This window comes from Lichenihabitans sp. Uapishka_5, assembly GCF_033947565.1.
Classification (GTDB): Bacteria; Pseudomonadota; Alphaproteobacteria; order Rhizobiales; family Beijerinckiaceae; genus Lichenihabitans.
On sequence record NZ_JARPVX010000002.1, the window covers coordinates 144,210 to 161,670 of the forward strand.

Here is a 17,461-nt window from a genome sequence, read left to right on the forward strand (position 1 = left end):
GCGCCCGCCGTTTGGGTTGGCAGGGAGAATGCTGCGGTGCCGCACGGCGGTTCGAAGATGGCGGATTGCATCGGTTTCGAACGATCGCGGACACCATCCCGGGCCGCATTAACGGCGCTGTAACTGCGCTGTCATAGCCTTTCCTTGCGTGCCCTTCGGGTCACGGTGCCGCCATTCCGTACCCCGGACGGCATCACGCGATCGAGGTTGGCGATGGTGGTTCTCAACAGCACAGCGAGCGGTCGCAGGCGCGCCTTGGCGGGCCTCGGGCTGGCTCTTGCGCTGATCGCCTCGACGACTGCCGAAGCGCGCGGCCATCATCACGGCGTTCGAGCGGCCCATGCGCGCCCCTCCGGCTCGGCGCAATCGTCGCCGGCCTTTGCGGCGCTGGTGGTGGACGTCAACACCGGCCGCACCCTTTACGCCGACCGCGAGAACGAGCTTCGCCATCCTGCGTCGATCACCAAGGTGATGACGCTGTTCCTCCTGTTCGAGAAGCTGCAGTCGGGTGACATCAGCCTCGACACCCGCATCCCCGTGTCGCGGCACGCCGCCAGCATGACGCCCACCAAGCTGGGCCTGCGGCCCGGCTCGACGATCCGCGTCGAGGACGCCATCAAGGCCATCGTGACCAAATCCGCCAACGACATGGCGGTCGCGGTGGCGGAAGCCGTCGGTGGCGGCGACGAAGATCATTTCGCGGAACTGATGACCCGCAAGGCGCATGCGCTTGGCATGTTCCGCACCGTTTACGTCAATGCCTCGGGTCTGCCGGACAACCGGCAGATTACCACGGCACACGATCTGGCGCTGCTCGGCCGCGCCATTCAGGACCGCTTCCCGACCTACTACCACTTCTTCTCGACCCCGAGCTTCACCTATGCGGGCGAGACCATGGCGAACCACAACCACCTGATGGAACGGGTGGAAGGCATGGACGGCATCAAGACCGGCTATACCAACGCGTCCGGTTTCAACCTGCTGTCGAACGTCAATCGTGGCGGCCACCACATCGTGGCCGTGGTGATGGGCGGCAAGTCGGCGGCCGGTCGCGACCACATCATGGAAGGGCTGATCGCCCAGCACCTCGAACAGGCCGCACCGACGCGCGTCGCCGGTAAGATCGAGGAAGAAAAGCCCATCGAGGAGCCTGCCGCCACGGTGGCGCAGCAGGACGACGACGCCGACGGTGGCGATGCCGAAGCCCATGACAGCAGCCCGACCGTCAGCGCCAGCCCGAGCCTCATCGCGCCGACCATGGCGGTGCCGCCCATGCCGATGAAGCGCATGCGGACGGCCGATGTGCGTCCCGCCTTCGTGACAGGCGCGCCGCGCACTGCTGAGACCGCCCGTGGTCCTGCAGTGCTGGCGGCCGATCGCGGCCGAAGCGCGCTCGACGGCTCAACGAGCAGCCGAGTCGTTCCGACCGATCGCGACGCCGTGACACCTGCAACCGCGACCCCATCCAGCATGAAGTGGGTCACCGGCGCGGCACCGGCCCGGCAAGCCGCCGTGCCTGCCAAGCCCGTGCGGGTGGCCAGCGCGGCTGCCGACGACGTGACCTCGTCTATCAGGCCCGGTCGGGCCGACACGCGTGACGCCGCCGCTTCGCCGCAAGGGCGTGGCGACTGGACCATCCAGGTCGGCGCCACCAAAACCGCCCGGGAAGCCGATGCCCTGCTCGACAAGGCGAAGACGGACGGCCGCTCGGCCCTCGGCTCGGCGCGACCCGTCACCGAGAAGGTGCGCAAGGGACGTACGCTCCTGTATCGCGCCCGCTTCGCGGGCCTGGGCCCGGATCAGGCTCAGGACGCGTGCCGGACCCTGAAGCGGTCGGGCTTCGCGTGCTTTGCCACCAAGGATTGAGTCGCCCTTCGCCCCGGACGGCCTCGGCCGCCCGACCGCCTGTTCAGCATCAAGCGTAGCGAGTTCACCGATGCCGGCGCATCAAAACATCTTTGGCTTCGTTCACCCGGGCCGCCATCGCGGTGGAGCCACCATGGTCGGGGTGATGCAGCTTCATGAGGGCCCGGTGGGCGCGCGCGATCTCCTCCCCGCTCGCGCCTTCCGCAAGGCCAAGCACATGGTAAGCCTCGTGGTCCGGCATGCGCACCGGGCGCCCCGTCCTGCCGCCCGCCTCCGTGCGCCGCGTGTCATCACCGAACTCCGCTGCTACGCGCCATCCGGGAAACCGGCCGTCGAGATAAGCTTCCAGCACGCGAGCGGCCTCGGGATCGGCACCGATGCACCAGCGATAGCTCGCAGCACATTCGGGGCCTGACAAGGATTCGAGCAGCCGTCCCGCATGAGGACCGCCGGTGAACTGACCGCGCATCAGGCCAGCAGCGCGGTCGATGACCACATCGAGCGTGTTGGTGCGGACGCGGATCGGACCCGCGTCGGGTCTCACCCGCCCCGTGAAGCCGCCCGGCCAGGATGCCCACAATCGTCTCGAGGCGCCTGCCGGCTTCGCCACGAGCCATAGCCCCACGCCAGCCGCCAGCAGCGCCACGTTCAACTCGCCGCGCAGGATCATGGCGGCCGCGAGCAGCAAGGCGATGCTGCCGCCGCCCTGCCGGAGCAGCCGGGCCAGCGCCGCAGGATTGGCGCGTTGAACGCCCCTCAGCAGAATGGAGGACAGCCAGAGCAGAAGAAGGCCGGCGACGAGCATGGGCATGGCGGCGGTTCTGGCCCGCCACACCGCGCCGCGCAAGGCCGTGCCGGGCGGCATCAGGCTGGTCTTGTTAACGGCTCGCGTGTAGGGTTCTGCCATCCCGCGTCACGGCACGGGCCGGTAGCTCAATGGTTAGAGCCGGCCGCTCATAACGGTCTGGTTGGGGGTTCAAGTCCCTCCCGGCCCACCGGCACTTCGGGTTCTCGGGCCGCTTGGTGGCTCAGCCTCTTCGATCGGTGGTCGCCAAAACGCGTCCGGGTGCTGTTGAGCGCGGCCCCGCTTCTCGGCTAGGACGGGGGATGTCACCCCATATCAGCGTTACGGCCGCTTTCCTGGCAGGTCTGGTCTCGTTTCTCAGCCCCTGCGTGCTGCCGCTCGTGCCGCCCTACCTGTGCTACCTCGCCGGTACCACGCTCGATACCCTGCAGCACAAAAGCGACGGCCGCTCGCGCCGGCAGATCGTGCTGGCGAGCCTCGTCTTCGTAGCCGGCTTCACCACGGTTTTCGTGGCGCTCGGCGCCACCGCCTCGGCTTTCGGGCAGTTGATCCGCCGCTTCGACACCCTGCTGTCGGCTGCGGCCGGCCTCGCGATCATCGTCATGGGGCTGCACTTCCTTGGGCTGTTCAGGCTCGCCTTCCTGTATCGGGAGAAGCGCGTCAGCGTGGAACGGGCGACGGGTCTCGGCCCTGCTTACCTGATGGGCCTCGCCTTCGCGTTCGGCTGGACGCCTTGCATCGGACCGATCCTGGCCGCGATCCTGGCGATCGCCGGATCGGAAGCCACGGTCGGCCGCGGCGCGGCACTTCTGGCGGCCTATTCGGCCGGCCTCGGCCTGCCCTTCGTGGCATCGGCCTTCATGGTCGGAGGCTTCGTGCGGTTTTCACGCGGCTTTCGTCGTTATTTCCCAGCCGTCGAGAAGGTGGCCGGAGGATTGCTGGTGTTGACGGGCCTCGCCTTTCTGAGCGGCGGCATGCAGAGCCTGTCGTTCTGGCTCCTGCAGACCTTCCCGGGTCTGGCGGCACTTGGATAAAACAAAGCCCCCGATCCGCAAGGATCGGGGGCCGAGACAATTCTTAGACGAGACGGCGACGGATCACTTGTTTTCGAAATAGGTGATCTTGCCGTCCGGGCCCTTCTTCCAGGTGTACATCACGTAGCCGGCCTTGCTCAGGTCGCCCTTTTTGTCGAAGGACAGATCACCCAGCACGGTCTTGAACGTGTGGCCGGCGTGCATGTATTCGGCCATCTTCTTGGGGTCGACCGACTTCGTGGCTTCGGCGGCTTCCGCCATCACCTGCACGGCCGCATAGCTATACAGCGTATAGGCCTGCGGATCGAAGTTCTTGTCGGTGAACTCCTTCACGATGGCGGCGTTCTCGGGGCGGTTCTTTGCCTCGGGGCCGAAGGTCATCAGGGTGCCCTCGGCACCCGGGCCGGCGATGGCCGCGAACTCGTTGTCGGTGATGCCGTCGCCCGACATCATCACGGCCTTGATGCCCTGGTCGGTCATCTGGCGGCGGATCAGGCCGCCTTCGGGATGCAGGCCGCCCCAATAAACCAGGTCGGCGCCGGACGCCTTCACCTTCGAAACGACGGCCGAATAATCCTTTTCGCCGGTGTTGACGCCCTCGTAGACCACTTCCTTGACGCCGGCCTTGTTCATGGCTGCCTTGGTGGCGTCGGCGAGACCCTTACCGTAGGTGGTCTTGTCGTGAAGAATGGCGATCTTCTTTCCCTTGAAGTTGTCGACGATGTACTTCGCCGCAACGTCGCCCTGCTGGTCATCGCGCCCGCAGGTGCGGAACGTGTTCCACTTGCCGGTTTCGGTGAACTTCGGGTTGGTGGATGCCGGGGTGATCTGCAGCATCCCGTTTTCTTCGTAGACGTCGGAGGTCGGGATCGAGATGCCCGAGTTGAAGTGGCCCACCACCCACTTGACGCCGTCGCCGACGAAGCGGTTCGCGGCCGAAACGCCCTGCTTTGGGTCGCCGGCATCGTCACCGACCTCGACCGAGATCTTCTGGCCGAGCACGCCGCCCTTGGCGTTCAGATCCTCGACGGCCTGTTCGGTGCCGCGCTGCAGCTGCGCCCCGAAGGCGGCATTGGCGCCGGTGATCGGGCCCGCCACACCGAGCTTGATGTCCGCATGGGCGGCACCGGCAAAGGCCAGGCCCGCGGCCAGCACGAAGCCGGTCAATCCAAGTTGTTTCATATCAATCCCCGATACGTTGAAAGACTATCAGCAGTGGTTGGGCGCCGAGCCAAGCGATCCACTCTGGAAATGTTGCGCATCTTCCAAAGCTTGTCACGTCGATTCGCGGCAGATGGGCGCCGTCTTTTCCTTGCGGTGGTGAAGAACCGCAGGGTCAAGATTTCATGGCCCATCCGAGCGGACCCGAACGACGATAGATCCAGGAATATTGCGTGCTCATCTGTTCCGAGCGGCGCGACCGATAGCCATAGCCGGACGCCAAGCAGGCCAGCACGAATGCAACGACGAAATATTGCAGGCTGAACAGGTCTTCGCCAACGAGCGCATAGTGAAGGAAGCGCACACCGGCCGCGAGCAGCAGCATGTAGAGCGGCACCATCCAGAAGCCGCGCCATGTTCCGGCAATGGCGCGCCCGGCCTGCCAGGCCAGCACGCCGCCGATCAGCACCGTGATCAGCAGGAAATGCAGCAACCCGCCATCGTCGGCGGTGTAAAGCAAGCCGTTCATCAGTGATGCCCTCCCTCGAGATAGGCGGCGCGCACTTCCGGCTTGGCCAACAGCTCACGTCCGGTGCCCGACATGGTGACGAGCCCGTTCACCATCACATAGCCGCGGTCGGCCAGCTTCAGGGCATGGAACGCGTTCTGCTCCACCAGGAACACCGTCAGCCCTTCTTCCTTGTTGAGGTGTCGAATGGCGTCGAAGATCTGCTTGACGATCAGCGGCGCCAATCCGAGCGAAGGCTCGTCGAGCAGCAGCAGGCGCGGCCGGCTCATCAGCGCCCGAGCGATCGCCAGCATCTGCTGCTCGCCGCCCGACATGGTGCCGCCACGCTGATGGATGCGCTCCTTGAGACGCGGGAACAGCACGAAGACGCGCTCGAGATCCTGATCGAAATACGCGAACTTGTTGATGGAGGCGCCCATCTGCAGGTTCTCGTAAACCGTCATGCGGCCGAAGATTCGCCGCCCTTCCGGCGATTGGGCGATCGACAGGCGGGCGATCTCATGCGTCGGCATCCGCGTGATGTCCCGGCCGTCGAACGAGATCACGCCTTCGCGGGCCCGCGGGCTGCCGAAGATGGTCATCATCAGAGTCGATTTGCCGGCGCCATTGGCGCCGATTAGGGTGACGATTTCACCCTGGTTGACATCGAGATCGACGCCCTTCAGGGCGACGATCTTGCCGTAATAGGTCTTCACGCCGCGGATGGTCAGCAGCGGCGTCACGCCAGCCGCGGGTCGGAGCGACACGGTCTCGGTTGCGACGCTCACGATGCCTCCTCGGCCAGGTCGATCTCGTGTTCGACCTCTTCGACCTCCTCGTCCTCGACGCCCAGATAGGCGGCGATCACCTTCGGGTCGTCGCGGATCTGCGCCGGCGTGCCGTCGGCGATCTTGGTGCCGTAATCGAGCACCACCACGTGGTCCGAGATCTCCATCACGACGCTCATGTCGTGCTCGATCAGCAGCACGGCTGTGGCGTGGTCCTTGCGGATCGTGCGGAGAAGCGTGTTGAGTTCGAGCGACTCGCGCGGGTTGAGACCCGCGGCCGGTTCGTCGAGACACAACAGGATCGGGTCGGTGCACATGGCGCGCGCGATCTCGAGACGCCGCTGGTCGCCATAAGGCAGGTCTCCGGCCGGATCGTCGGCCCGGTTCAGGAGGCCGATGCGGTCGAGCCATTCGGTGGCCTTGGTGACGGCCGCCTTTTCCTTGGCCTTGTAGCCGCCGAGACCAAGGATGCCGCCGATCGTGAAGCCGGAAGCCTTCATCAAGGCATTGTGCTGCGCCACGAGCAGGTTTTCGAGCACCGTCATGCCGGTGAACAGGCGGATGTTCTGGAATGTGCGGGCCACGCGGGCCTGCCCGGCGATCTCGTGGCCGGGCATGCGCTCCAGCAGGTAGACGTCGCCCGAATTGCTGCGTCCGTGACGCGAGCCCGTGCTGGTCAGGTGCGCGACGTCCGGGGCCGCCGCGATGCCCTGTCGGGCCAGGGCGAGGCGCCCTTCGGTCGGTTTGTAGAAGCCCGTGACGCAGTTGAAGACCGTGGTCTTGCCGGCGCCGTTGGGACCGATCAGCGCCGTGATGTCGCTGCGCCCCACCGAAAAGCTGAGGCCGTTGACGGCCACGAGGCCACCGAACCGCATCGTAAGGTGCTCGACGACGAGCAGCGGGTCCGTTTCCCAAGACGCCATCAGCCGTGCCCTTCCTTCACGAGGTCTCCGGAGATGGCCCTGCGCTCCTTGAGGAAGATGGAGGGCGTGCGGGTCGAGATGATGCCGCGCGGCTTGAGGATCATCATGGCCACCATGCCGGCCCCGAAGATCAGCATGCGGTATTGTACGGGATCGAAGTTGTTGCCGAACACCGCTTTCAGGAAGTCGAGCTCGCGCAGGATTTCGGTGCCGCCGATCATCAACACCGCCGCGAGGGCAACGCCGATCTGCGAGCCCATGCCGCCCAGCACCACAATGGCCAGGATCGTGGCCGATTCGATGAAGGTGAAGGATTCCGGGCTGACGAACCCCTGGCGCACCGCGAAGAACGAACCCGCGAAGCCGCCGAACATGGCGCCGAGCGCAAACGCGGTCAGCTTGGTGTTGGTAGTATTGATCCCGAGCGACCGGCAGGCGATCTCGTCCTCCCGCAGGGCTTCCCAGGCGCGCCCGACCGGCAGGCGCCGCAGCCGCAACGTCACTGCGTTGGTGAGAAGCGCCAGGGCGAGAATGAGGTAGAACAAAAAGATGGTGCGCTGGATTGGCGAGAATTCAAGGCCGAACATGTGCGCGAAACCGTCGTCGCCATCGGTGAACGGCACCCCGAAGAAGGTGGCGCGCGGGATCGACGAGATGCCCGCATACCCGTTGGTGAGATCGGTGAAGTTGATCAACACCAGCCGGATGATCTCGCCGAAGGCCAGCGTCACGATGGCGAGATAATCGCCCCGAAGTCGCAGCACCGGAAAGCCCAGGATGACGCCCCAGAAGGCCGCCAAGATGCCGGCGAGCGGCAGGCAGACCCAGAAGCTGAGACCGTAGGTGGTGGACAACAGCGCGTAGGAATAAGCGCCGACCGCGTAGAACGCTACGTAGCCGAGGTCGAGCAGGCCCGACAGGCCGACCACGATATTCAGACCCCAGCCCAGCATCACATAGATGAGAATCTGGATGCCGTAATTGTTGATCCACTTCAGCGAGCCGCCGGCTCCGAGTGCCAGCACCATCACGAGCGGAAAGGCGATCAACGCCGCGATGCCGAACCAGGCGGCATATTGGACCAGAAAGGCCGAAGAGCGCGAGGGCGCCCGCGCGGCCCGCGATGGCGTGGCGCCCCGCCTGGCCCGGAACGCCAACGACCCGAGCCGGCCGACGAACACCAGAATGGCGGCCACGATAGGCCAGGACCAACGCGGCACCACCACAAGGTGGTTCGACATGTCTTCCTGGGTGCGGAAGGCGAGGATCGGGAACGAAAGCCCGAGCGTCACCAGGGCCGCGAAGCCCGCGTCCTTGACGGCGGCCCCGAGGTCGAAGCCGGGCTCGACCGCCTGGGCCACCACGGGCTTGCTGGCCTGGATCTGCATCGGCTCAGACCTTCTCGATCTCGGGCCGGCCGAGCAGGCCGGAGGGCATGAAGATCAGCGTGATGGCCAGGATCGAGAAGGCAGCGACATCCTTGTAGTCGGCTGAAAAATATGCCGACCAGAACACCTCGATCAGTCCGATCAGCAGGCCGCCAAGGACGGCGCCCGGCAACGAGCCGATGCCGCCCAGCACCGCGGCCGTGAAGGCCTTGACGCCCGGAATGAAGCCATCGGCGAAGTTCACCACGCCGTAATAGCTCATGTAGAGGACGCCCGCGACGGCCGCCAATGCGGCGCCGATCACGAAGGTGAGCGAGATGGTACGGTCGACATCGATGCCCAGCAGGGCGGCCATCCGGCGGTCCTGCTCGCAAGCCCGCTGGGCACGGCCAAGCGAGGTCTTCTGCACGAGGTACCAGAAGCCCAGCAGCAGAACGGCCGTCACCACCATGATGAGGATCTGCTTGATCGACAGCGTCACGTCATAGGTGCCGCCGGAGGTGACGTGGATCACCTGATCGAACATCGGCGGAATGGTCTTGTTGCGCGGGCCCTGCACCACCTGGACGAAGTTCGACAGGAAGATCGACATGCCGATGGCCGAGATGAGCGGTGCCAGGCGGAACGAGCCGCGCAACGGTCGGTAGGCGACCCGCTCGATGGCCCAGTTCCACAAAGCCGTCAGCACCATGGCGCCGAGCAACACAACCACGAAGGCGAAGGGCAGCGATGTGACGCCGAGCAGTTGCGTCAGGATCGTGAAGATCATGAGCGCGATAAAGGCCGACAGCATGAACACGTCGCCATGCGCAAAATTGACCATGCCGATGATGCCGAAGACCATCGTGTAGCCGATGGCGATCAGCCCGTAGATCGATCCGAGCGTCAGCCCATTGATGAGCTGCTGGAGGAAGAGTTCCATTCGCTGCGTCAGCTCCGCTTTGCATGCCGCGCACGGCAGAACCGCATCACGTGCAAAGCGATTAGCAAGTGCTATGCCGTTGAGCAATCACTCTGTCTTTTTTCCGTCACAGGTTGGACGCGGAATCCCCAACAACGGTGCGGGCCGGCCACAAGCCGCGGTGGGCTTGCGGCTGTCATCCCGCCCTGCCCCATGCTAGGGCGACACCTATCACCCTGCCTCACACCGAGCCGCCCATGATCCCGCGCTATTCCCGCCCCGCCATGGTCAAGCTGTGGGAGCCGCAGGCGCGCTTCCGCATCTGGTTCGAGATCGAGGCGCATGCGGCGGATGCCCTGGCGGAGATCGGCGTCACCCCGAAGGCGGATGCCGAGGCGATCTGGGCCAAGGCGGGCGATGTGACCTTCGATGTCGAGCGCATCGACGCCATCGAGCGCGAAACCAAGCACGACGTCATCGCTTTCCTGACCCATCTGTCCGAGTTCCTCGGGCCGGAATCCCGCTTCGTGCATCAAGGGATGACATCCTCGGATGTGCTCGACACCTGTTTGGCGGTGCAGCTCAGCCGGGCCGCCGACATCCTGATCGCCGACGTCGACGCCCTGCTGGCGGCGCTCAAGAAGCGGGCGATCGAGCATAAGTTCACGGCAACGATTGGCCGATCGCACGGCATTCACGCCGAGCCGGTCACCTTCGGGCTGAAGCTCGCCTACGCTTACGCAGAATTCGACCGCTGCCGCGCCCGCCTGGTGTTGGCGCGCCAGGAAATTGCAACCTGCGCCTTGTCGGGCGCGGTCGGCACCTTCGCCAACATCGACCCGCGCGTCGAAGCCCATGTGGCGGCCAAGATGGGCCTCAGCATCGAGCCGATCTCCACCCAGGTGATCCCGCGCGATCGTCACGCGATGTTCTTCGCGACGCTCGGGGTCGTGGCGTCCTGCATGGAGCGGCTCGCCGTGGAGATCCGCCACCTGCAGCGGACCGAGGTGCTGGAGGCCGAGGAATATTTCTCGCCGGGGCAGAAGGGCTCCTCGGCGATGCCGCACAAGCGCAACCCGGTGCTGACCGAGAATGTCACGGGTCTGGCGCGGCTCGTGCGCGGCATGGTCACACCGGCGCTCGAGAACGTCGCGCTCTGGCACGAACGCGATATTTCGCATTCGTCGGTGGAACGCATGATCGGGCCGGATGCCACGGTAACGCTCGACTTCGCCCTGGCGCGGCTCGCCGGCGTGGTCGACAAGCTGCTGATCTATCCCGAGACCATGCAGAAGAACCTCGACCGGCTCGGGGGCCTCGTGCATTCGCAGCGCGTGCTGCTGGCTTTGACGCAAGCCGGCGTTTCGCGCGAAGACGCTTATCGGCTGGTGCAACGCAACGCCATGCCGGTGTGGCGGGGCGAGGGCGCGTTCCTGCCGCTGTTGAAGGCGGATCCCGAGGTGTCGGCCAAGCTGTCGCCGGAAACGATCGAGGGCCTGTTCAACCTCGACTATCATTTCAAGCACGTCGAAACGATCTTCGCCCGCGTGTTCGGGACGGCGTGACGGTCGCTTAGCGACATGCCGCCCGGCGCGTAGCACCGGGCCGACCCCAGCAAGGATGCCCACCAACCCGGAGCCAGCATGTTCGTACCGGAAGCCACCGACGTCCTGCTGGTCGTCGACGTGCAGAACGACTTCCTCCCCGGCGGCGCCTTGGCGGTGGTCGGGGGCGACGAGATCGTGGCACCCTGCCGCGACCTCGCGGGTCGCTTCGCCCATGTGGTGCTGACCCAGGACTGGCACCCCGCCGGCCATGTCTCGTTTGCGTCGAGCCACTCGGGCCAGACGCCCTTCGGCAGCGTGGCTTTGCCGGACGGGCGCAGCCAGATGTTATGGCCAGACCATTGCGTGCAGGGGTCACCCGGCGCGGCGCTGGCGGATGGCCTGCACATCCCGCGTGCGGAGCTGATCATCCGCAAGGGCTACCGACGCGCGCTCGACAGCTATTCGGCCTTCGTGGAAGCCGATGGGCGCACCGGCACTGGTCTCGCGGGCTACCTGCGCGAGCGCGGGTTGCGCCGCGTGGTGGTGTGCGGCCTCGCCACCGATTTTTGTGCGGGCTGGAGCGCCATCGATGCCGCACGCGCCGGTTTTGAAACGTGGCTCGTCACCGATGCGACCCGCGGCATTGACGCAGCCGGATCGATGGCACGGGCCGCGCAGGACATGAAGGCGGCCGGCGTGCGTCCGCTCACGCTGGCGGACTTCTAGCCCGCAAGCCCCAGGGCGCGGGCGAAAAACCGAGTCGGTCGAGGAACTCCGGCCAATCCTGGGTCCGCAGGGCGCCGCCGGTCGCCTGCTCGTGCCCATTGCCGTAATGATCGTCGGCACCCTCAGGTCGAACCGTGCGCAAAAACTCGATCAGGTTGCGGCCGGTGGCGCTGCGGGTCGCGAAATGCACCCAGCCCGGCCGGTAGCCGGTGTTGGCCGCGATGACGATCTTGTCTTTCAGCCGCATGCGCCAGGCCTGGGCCACCAGGGGATGGATCTGGCAGGCCGTATCGAGGGCGATCAAGGCCACATCCCCCACGACCCGAGGGGGCTGACGCTTGCCGATCTCCAGCGCCGCCTTCACCTCCTCCCGCGCGGCTTGAAGCAACGCCCGTTCCGGATGAGACCCCTTCAGCGCGTCCTTCGGGCTTTCGGCCTGCAACAGAAGCTGCAGCGCCGGCCCGGCGTCGCCAGCCGATGCCCGGCGCGGCGCGTTGACGAGCGCCACCAAATCCTTGAGGGCTGTCACGCCGAAGCGGGCTCGGGCCGTCGCCAACGCCTCGAAGGGCGCCTTGTCACCGAGGTCGCCGATGAGGCCGACGGCCGCCAGCCATAACAGGTCGTCGTTGCCGGTCAGCGGCGCGGCGCAGCGAAGCGCCAGCAAACTGCTGGTCGGAATCGGATCTTCATCGAAGCCGGACAACACCGTGACGCCGTCCGGCACACCGGTCGGCACGTGGTGGTCGATCAGGATTGTCGTCGCGTCGGTGCCGAGCGGGCCGCCGCGCGTGCCGAGATCGGCGACGATCATGCCACCGAGATCTCGGTCGCGCCATTCGGCCTGAATCGCATCGTCCCAGGCCGACTCGCCGCGTCCGAGCACCCGCACCTCCGAGGCTCGGCGCAAAGCCGCAAAGGCACGCTGGAAGATAGCTCCGGCCGATAGGCCGTCGGCATCGTTATGGGTGACGACCAGGATCGGCTTCGTGGCGTCGAAGCGGGAGAAGGCCTGTTCGAAGCGGATCGCGGTATCGGTGGGCAAGGGCAGGCTCCTCATCGTCCCTGCCCGAACCCATACGACGCCACGCGGTTCCGGTCGGCGTGCAGCCGCTAAATGTCGCGCGCCATGGCGATGTGCGGCAGCGTCATCTCAAGGAACTCCGGACCGAACGCCAGATAGCCCAATCGCTCGTAGAAGCCGCGGGCGCTGATCCGGGCATGCAACTCGATCCGACGGGCTCCCGCCTGGCGCGCATGAGATTCCGCAAAGGCCACGAGGTGTCGCCCCGCACCCGTGCCTCTGAGGCCGGGATCGATCGCCATCTGGCGCAGCTTGGCGATGCCGCCGTGTCCATGCTTCAGCACCACGGTGCCAAGCACCGAGCCATCCCGCACCAGGGCCATGTGCATCTGCTCGGCCTCACCGACGAGTTCCGCCTCGGTCTGCACCAGCCCGATGGGGCGGCGTAGATGGGCGTTCCGAAACGCCAGGGTGTCGCGATGCAGGGCCGATCCGAAAGCGACGACGACCGGCTGGGGTTCTGCGAGATCCATCGTCATCGCGCGACGCTGCGCGGCGCCGATGTTTCTTTCCAAAGGCCGAGCGCCTTTGCGGCGGCCGGGAATGGCTCACGGGCGATGAACTGTCCGCGTCCGGGTTCGGCCAGGACCTTGCCCTCCTGGTAGACGATTGTGCCGCGCGACAGCGTCACCCGCGGCAGACCCTCGCAGGCAATGCCCTCGAAGACGTTGTAGTCGATCGCCGACTTCTGGGTCTTGGCCGAGATCACCTTGCTGGCCTTCGGGTCCCACACCACGATGTCGGCGTCCGATCCCACCGCGATCGCACCTTTGCGGGGGTAGATGTTGAGGATCTTGGCAATGTTGGTCGAGGACACGGCCACGAACTCGTTCATGGTCAGCCGCCCGGTGGCGACACCCCGGGTCCACAGCACCGGCATCCGGTCCTCGAGCCCGCCGGTACCGTTCGGGATCTTGGTGAAATCACCGCGGCCGAAGCGTTTCTGTTCGGTCATGAAGGCGCAATGGTCGGTGGCCACCACCTGCAACGACCCGGATTGCAGCCCGTGCCAAAGGTCATCCTGGTGGTGCTTGGCCCGGAACGGCGGCGACATCACACGTCGCGCCGCATGGTCCCAGTCCGGGTTGAGGTATTCGCTTTCATCGAGGCACAGGTGCTGGATCAGCGGTTCGCCGTAGACCCGCTTGCCTTGTGCCCGTGCCCGGCGGATCGCCTCGTGGGCCGGGATCGAGGAGGTATGGACGATGTAGAGCGGCACACCCGCCTGGTCGGCCAGCATGATGGCGCGATTGGCGGCCTCGCCCTCGACCTCCGGGGGGCGCGAATAGCCATGCGCCTCGGGGCCGGTGATGCCGATGTCCATGTAATGCTTTTGCAGCGCCGCCACGACCTCGCCGTTCTCGGCATGGACGAGCGGCATGGCGCCGAGCTCGGTGCAGCGCCGGAACGAGGCGAACATTTGGCCGTCGTCGACCATCAGGGCGCCCTTGTAGGCCATGAAATATTTGAAGGTGGTGACGCCGCGCGCCACCACATCGGCCATTTCGCGGCTGACCCGCTCGTCCCATTCGACGATGGCCATGTGAAACGAATAATCGGCGGCCGCGCCCCTGCCCCGGCGGTCCCAGTCCGCCATCGCGTCCATCAGGCCCTGACCGTGGTCGGGGATGCAGAAATCCACCACCATGGTGGTGCCGCCCGACAGCGCCGCCCGGGTGCCTATCGCGTAGTCGTCGACCGTGGTGGTGCCCATGAAGGGCATTTCCAGGTGGGTGTGCGGGTCGATGCCGCCCGGCATGACATAGCAGCCTGTCGCGTCGACGATCGTGTCACCCGACAGGTTTGGCCCGATCGCCGCGATGACTTCGCCTTCGATCAGCACGTCGGCCGCGAAGGTGCGGTCGGCCGTCACGACGGTGCCTCCCTTGATGACCAGCGACATGATGCGTCCTCCGTCCGTTCAGGGGTTCAGCCGACGACGTCCGCCGTCTCGAGCACGGCGTGCATCAGCACCTGGGCGCCGGCCGTCGCCCATTCGGGCTTGATGTCTTCGGATTCGTTGTGGCTGACACCATCGACGCAGGGCGTGAAGATCATCGCGGTCGGGGCCACGCGGGCCAGGTAGCAGGCGTCGTGGCCGGCACCCGACACGATGTCGCGATGGCTGTAGCCATAAGCTTCGGCACCGCGCCGCACCGACGCGATGCAGCCCGCGTCGAACGGCACAGGCGGGTAGTCGAACACCTTTTTGACCTCGGCCTCGAGCTTGGTGGCAGCCGCGATGCGGGCGATGCCGTCGCGCAGGTCATGTTCCATGGCGTCGAGCGTTGCGGCTTCGGGGTGGCGAAATTCGCAGGTGAGGAAGACCTGGCCCGGGATGACGTTGCGGCTGTTCGGATACGGGTTCAGCATGCCGCAGGTGGCCACCGCGAGCGGCGGATGAGCGAGCCCAAGCCCATTGACGAGTTCGACCACGCGGGCGGCACCCAGCAGGGCGTCACGGCGGCGCGGCATCGGGGTCGATCCGGCGTGGCTTTCGAAGCCGGTCAGCACCACCTCGAACCAGCGCTGGCCCTGCCCGTGCGTCACGACGCCGATCTCTACGGCCTCGTCCTCCAGGATCGGCCCCTGCTCGATGTGCAGTTCGAAGAAGGCATGCACGGGCCGCTCGCCCACCGGCTCCGACCCCTTGAAGCCGATGCGCTCCAACTCGTCGCCGAAGCGGAGCCCGTCGGCGTCGGTCAGCCCATAAGCGAAGTCCCGCGTATAGGCGCCCGCGAAGACGCCGGACGAGATCATCGCCGGCGCGAAGCGGGAGCCTTCCTCGTTGGTCCAATTGGCGATCTCGATCGGCCGCCTCGTCTTGATCTTCAGATCGTCGAGGGTTCGTATCACCTCGAGGGCGCCCAGAACACCGAGCACGCCGTCGAACTTGCCACCGGTCGGCTGGGTGTCGAGATGGCTGCCCATCATCACCGGAGCGAGGCTCGGGTCCTGCCCGGCCCGTCGCGCGAACATGTTGCCCATGTCGTCGATGCTCATCGTCAGCCCGGCCGACTCGCACCATTGCGTGAACAGCGCCCGCCCCTGCCGGTCGACATCGGTCAGGGTCAGGCGTTTGCAGCCACCCTTCTCGGTTCCCCCGATCTCGGCCATTTGCATCAGGCTGTCCCACAGCCGTCGGCCATCGATGCGGATGTTGGACAGGTCGGACATCCAGAACTCTTGTGACCGCGCCGCTGAGATGCGAAGGCACCCGGAGGCTAGCGTCATTCTGACCGGATGGTCAAACTCCCGACCGGCTCCATCCTGCACCTTGTCTAGAGGCTGCTGCAAATCTTATGGGCAGGATGCGACAGCCTTCATCGATACGGACCGGCCACGAAGACGCCATCCTGGCAGCCGCCGAAGCGGTCTTCGCCGAGCGTGGCTTCAGCGGCGCGACGACGGCCGAGATCGCCGCCCGGGCCGGGTTGCCGAAGGCCAACCTGCATTATTACTTCGCCACCAAGGCCGAGCTCTACCGCCAGGTGTTGAAGGGCGTGCTGACCGCGTGGCTGTCGGCCGCCGAGGCCTTCGAGGCCGACGCCCCACCGGCCGAAGTGCTGGGCCGCTATATCGGGGCCAAGATGGATCTGGCGCGGCAACGGCCACAAGGGTCCCGCATTTTTGCCAGCGAAATCCTGCGCGGGGCGCCGGAAATCCAGGATTTTCTGGAAACGACGCTGCGGGACTGGGTCGAATCGCGGGGCGCCGTGGTGCGACGCTGGATCGAAGCGGGCGCCCTGAAACCGGTCGAGCCGCGCACGCTGTTCTTCATGATCTGGGCCACGACCCAGCATTACGCGGATTTCGCGCATCAGATCGCCACCTTGAACGGAGGCATGGCGCTCGACGACGCGGCCTTTGCGGAGGCCAAGCGGCAGGTGATCGCGATCCTGGTCGGCGGCGTCCTGGCTGCGCCTCGTGCCGACATCGCGCCCGAATAGTCTTGTCGCCCGCCGGGGCGTCGCGCATGGTTGTGGCTTTCATGGAGCCATCGATGCGTCTCAGCGCCCGTAATCAGATCAAAGGCAAGATCCTCGACATCATCAAGGGTCAAACCACTTCGCATGTCCGCATCGACGTCGGCGGGTCGGTGGTGACGGCGTCCATCACCAATGAGGCCGTGGCCGACCTCGGGCTGACGGTGGGCCAGGATGCTTATGCGGTCATCAAGGCGTCCGACGTCATGGTCGGGGTCGATTGATGCGCGCCGTCTCGCTTTTCGCGTCGCCCCTCGCGCTGCTGGCCGGCCCCGTCCAGGCGCAGGACGCCGATTGCACCAGCTTCAAGTGGCCGATGAACCGCGAGATGACGGCCTTCAAGGGCGAAGGCCTGCCTTCCGTCGCGAGCGGCGCAACCCTTCCCGGCGTCTCCGAAGCCGTGACGCTGAAGCTCGTCCCGCAGGACTCGGTCGGCTACGCGGTATCGCCCGGCCGCACGCCGAAGCACGCGCCGGCCTACGGCGGCACCTTCACGCTGCCGCCGTTCGCGGCCGCCGACACCTATCAGGTGACGCTGTCCGACGAGGCCTGGGTCGATGTCGAGCAGAACGGCAAGACGGTGAAGCAAAGCGGCTTCACCGGCAGCCACAGCTGCAAGGTCGTGCACAAAAGCGTGCGGTTTCCGATGGCGGTCGGGCCTGCCACGATCGAGATCAGCGATGCGGCATCCGACACGCTGAAGCTCGAAGTGCTGCCGAAGGAACAATGATGCGATCCCTCACGCCC

The 17,461-nt window shown here is 66.0% G+C and carries 18 protein-coding genes and 1 tRNA gene; 8 read left to right on the forward strand and 11 right to left on the reverse strand.

From position 1 onward, the window contains the following. Positions 1-213 precede the first annotated feature (213 nt). The gene (locus tag P7D22_RS01690; protein WP_319932459.1) at positions 214-1,866 is read left to right on the forward strand and encodes a D-alanyl-D-alanine carboxypeptidase; all 1,653 of its coding nucleotides are present in this window, start codon (positions 214-216) and stop codon (positions 1,864-1,866) included. A 64-nt stretch (positions 1,867-1,930) separates the two neighbouring features. Here P7D22_RS01690 and P7D22_RS01695 read toward each other — a convergent pair whose 3' ends face one another. Then, positions 1,931-2,773, reverse strand: a complete 843-nt coding sequence (locus tag P7D22_RS01695; RefSeq protein WP_319932460.1) for a DnaJ domain-containing protein — start codon at positions 2,771-2,773, stop codon at positions 1,931-1,933. A gap of 15 nt (positions 2,774-2,788) precedes the next feature. Here P7D22_RS01695 and P7D22_RS01700 point away from each other — a divergent pair. Further along, positions 2,789-2,861, forward strand: a tRNA-Ile gene (locus P7D22_RS01700). Between the two features lie 112 nt (positions 2,862-2,973). Then, a complete protein-coding gene (locus tag P7D22_RS01705; protein WP_319932461.1) occupies positions 2,974-3,705 on the forward strand; it encodes a cytochrome c biogenesis CcdA family protein in 732 nt (243 codons plus the stop codon). A 63-nt stretch (positions 3,706-3,768) separates the two neighbouring features. Here P7D22_RS01705 and P7D22_RS01710 read toward each other — a convergent pair whose 3' ends face one another. The 6 genes from P7D22_RS01710 to P7D22_RS01735 form a co-directional block, all read right to left on the reverse strand. Continuing rightward, positions 3,769-4,887 (reverse strand): branched-chain amino acid ABC transporter substrate-binding protein, encoded by a 1,119-nt coding sequence (locus P7D22_RS01710; RefSeq protein WP_319932462.1) that lies wholly within the window; start codon positions 4,885-4,887, stop codon positions 3,769-3,771. Between the two features lie 154 nt (positions 4,888-5,041). Continuing rightward, entirely contained in the window at positions 5,042-5,395 is a 354-nt protein-coding gene (locus P7D22_RS01715) for a DUF6867 family protein (protein WP_319932463.1), read from the reverse strand. Continuing rightward, on the reverse strand, positions 5,395-6,162 hold the full coding sequence (locus tag P7D22_RS01720) for an ABC transporter ATP-binding protein (RefSeq protein WP_319932464.1): 768 nt from the start codon (positions 6,160-6,162) through the stop codon (positions 5,395-5,397). Before P7D22_RS01720 ends, P7D22_RS01715 begins: the two co-directional genes overlap by 1 nt. After that, positions 6,159-7,085, reverse strand: a complete 927-nt coding sequence (locus P7D22_RS01725) for an ABC transporter ATP-binding protein (protein WP_319932465.1) — start codon at positions 7,083-7,085, stop codon at positions 6,159-6,161. The genes P7D22_RS01720 and P7D22_RS01725 overlap by 4 nt, the downstream gene beginning before the upstream one ends. Continuing rightward, positions 7,085-8,473 (reverse strand): high-affinity branched-chain amino acid ABC transporter permease LivM, encoded by a 1,389-nt coding sequence (livM, locus tag P7D22_RS01730; protein WP_319932466.1) that lies wholly within the window; start codon positions 8,471-8,473, stop codon positions 7,085-7,087. The genes P7D22_RS01725 and livM overlap by 1 nt, the downstream gene beginning before the upstream one ends. Positions 8,474-8,477: 4 nt before the next feature. Then, positions 8,478-9,395, reverse strand: a complete 918-nt coding sequence (locus P7D22_RS01735) for a branched-chain amino acid ABC transporter permease (RefSeq protein WP_319932467.1) — start codon at positions 9,393-9,395, stop codon at positions 8,478-8,480. Between the two features lie 236 nt (positions 9,396-9,631). Between P7D22_RS01735 and purB the strand changes: the two genes are divergently transcribed. After that, positions 9,632-10,939, forward strand: a complete 1,308-nt coding sequence (gene purB / locus P7D22_RS01740; RefSeq protein WP_319932468.1) for an adenylosuccinate lyase — start codon at positions 9,632-9,634, stop codon at positions 10,937-10,939. A gap of 78 nt (positions 10,940-11,017) precedes the next feature. Continuing rightward, entirely contained in the window at positions 11,018-11,647 is a 630-nt protein-coding gene (pncA, locus tag P7D22_RS01745; RefSeq protein ID WP_319932469.1) for a bifunctional nicotinamidase/pyrazinamidase, read from the forward strand. Here the strand turns inward: pncA and P7D22_RS01750 are convergent. The 4 genes from P7D22_RS01750 to P7D22_RS01765 form a co-directional block, all read right to left on the reverse strand. Continuing rightward, positions 11,628-12,689, reverse strand: coding sequence for a phosphoesterase (locus P7D22_RS01750; RefSeq protein WP_319932470.1), 1,062 nt, complete (start codon positions 12,687-12,689; stop codon positions 11,628-11,630). The genes pncA and P7D22_RS01750 overlap by 20 nt on opposite strands. Positions 12,690-12,757: 68 nt before the next feature. Continuing rightward, on the reverse strand, positions 12,758-13,201 hold the full coding sequence (locus tag P7D22_RS01755; RefSeq protein ID WP_319932471.1) for a GNAT family N-acetyltransferase: 444 nt from the start codon (positions 13,199-13,201) through the stop codon (positions 12,758-12,760). A 2-nt stretch (positions 13,202-13,203) separates the two neighbouring features. Further along, positions 13,204-14,631, reverse strand: coding sequence for a dihydropyrimidinase (gene hydA, locus P7D22_RS01760; RefSeq protein WP_319932472.1), 1,428 nt, complete (start codon positions 14,629-14,631; stop codon positions 13,204-13,206). 26 nt (positions 14,632-14,657) lie between these two features. After that, a complete protein-coding gene (locus P7D22_RS01765; protein ID WP_319932473.1) occupies positions 14,658-15,905 on the reverse strand; it encodes a Zn-dependent hydrolase in 1,248 nt (415 codons plus the stop codon). Between the two features lie 134 nt (positions 15,906-16,039). On the opposite strand from P7D22_RS01765, the gene P7D22_RS01770 reads away from it, so the two are divergent. Genes P7D22_RS01770 through P7D22_RS01780 form a run of 3 tightly spaced genes read left to right on the forward strand, consistent with a single transcriptional unit; the run spans position 16,040 to position 17,444 of the window. After that, a complete protein-coding gene (locus tag P7D22_RS01770) occupies positions 16,040-16,678 on the forward strand; it encodes a TetR/AcrR family transcriptional regulator (protein WP_319932474.1) in 639 nt (212 codons plus the stop codon). Between the two features lie 53 nt (positions 16,679-16,731). Continuing rightward, on the forward strand, positions 16,732-16,938 hold the full coding sequence (locus P7D22_RS01775) for a TOBE domain-containing protein (RefSeq protein ID WP_319932475.1): 207 nt from the start codon (positions 16,732-16,734) through the stop codon (positions 16,936-16,938). Further along, complete coding sequence (locus P7D22_RS01780) at positions 16,938-17,444, forward strand: hypothetical protein (protein WP_319932476.1); 507 nt, start codon at positions 16,938-16,940, stop codon at positions 17,442-17,444. The genes P7D22_RS01775 and P7D22_RS01780 overlap by 1 nt, the downstream gene beginning before the upstream one ends. Positions 17,445-17,461: the final 17 nt, after the last annotated feature.

Coding starts and splice junctions, on each gene's coding strand:
- P7D22_RS01690 (WP_319932459.1), top strand. CDS start 214: ATGGTGGTTCTCAACAGCACAGCGAGCGGTCGCAGGCGCGCCTTGGCG.
- P7D22_RS01695 (WP_319932460.1), bottom strand. CDS start 2,773: ATGGCAGAACCCTACACGCGAGCCGTTAACAAGACCAGCCTGATGCCG.
- P7D22_RS01705 (WP_319932461.1), top strand. CDS start 2,974: ATGTCACCCCATATCAGCGTTACGGCCGCTTTCCTGGCAGGTCTGGTC.
- P7D22_RS01710 (WP_319932462.1), bottom strand. CDS start 4,887: ATGAAACAACTTGGATTGACCGGCTTCGTGCTGGCCGCGGGCCTGGCC.
- P7D22_RS01715 (WP_319932463.1), bottom strand. CDS start 5,395: ATGAACGGCTTGCTTTACACCGCCGACGATGGCGGGTTGCTGCATTTC.
- P7D22_RS01725 (WP_319932465.1), bottom strand. CDS start 7,085: ATGGCGTCTTGGGAAACGGACCCGCTGCTCGTCGTCGAGCACCTTACG.
- livM (WP_319932466.1), bottom strand. CDS start 8,473: ATGCAGATCCAGGCCAGCAAGCCCGTGGTGGCCCAGGCGGTCGAGCCC.
- P7D22_RS01735 (WP_319932467.1), bottom strand. CDS start 9,395: ATGGAACTCTTCCTCCAGCAGCTCATCAATGGGCTGACGCTCGGATCG.
- purB (WP_319932468.1), top strand. CDS start 9,632: ATGATCCCGCGCTATTCCCGCCCCGCCATGGTCAAGCTGTGGGAGCCG.
- pncA (WP_319932469.1), top strand. CDS start 11,018: ATGTTCGTACCGGAAGCCACCGACGTCCTGCTGGTCGTCGACGTGCAG.
- P7D22_RS01755 (WP_319932471.1), bottom strand. CDS start 13,201: ATGGATCTCGCAGAACCCCAGCCGGTCGTCGTCGCTTTCGGATCGGCC.
- hydA (WP_319932472.1), bottom strand. CDS start 14,631: ATGTCGCTGGTCATCAAGGGAGGCACCGTCGTGACGGCCGACCGCACC.
- P7D22_RS01765 (WP_319932473.1), bottom strand. CDS start 15,905: ATGTCCGACCTGTCCAACATCCGCATCGATGGCCGACGGCTGTGGGAC.
- P7D22_RS01770 (WP_319932474.1), top strand. CDS start 16,040: ATGCGACAGCCTTCATCGATACGGACCGGCCACGAAGACGCCATCCTG.
- P7D22_RS01775 (WP_319932475.1), top strand. CDS start 16,732: ATGCGTCTCAGCGCCCGTAATCAGATCAAAGGCAAGATCCTCGACATC.
- P7D22_RS01780 (WP_319932476.1), top strand. CDS start 16,938: ATGCGCGCCGTCTCGCTTTTCGCGTCGCCCCTCGCGCTGCTGGCCGGC.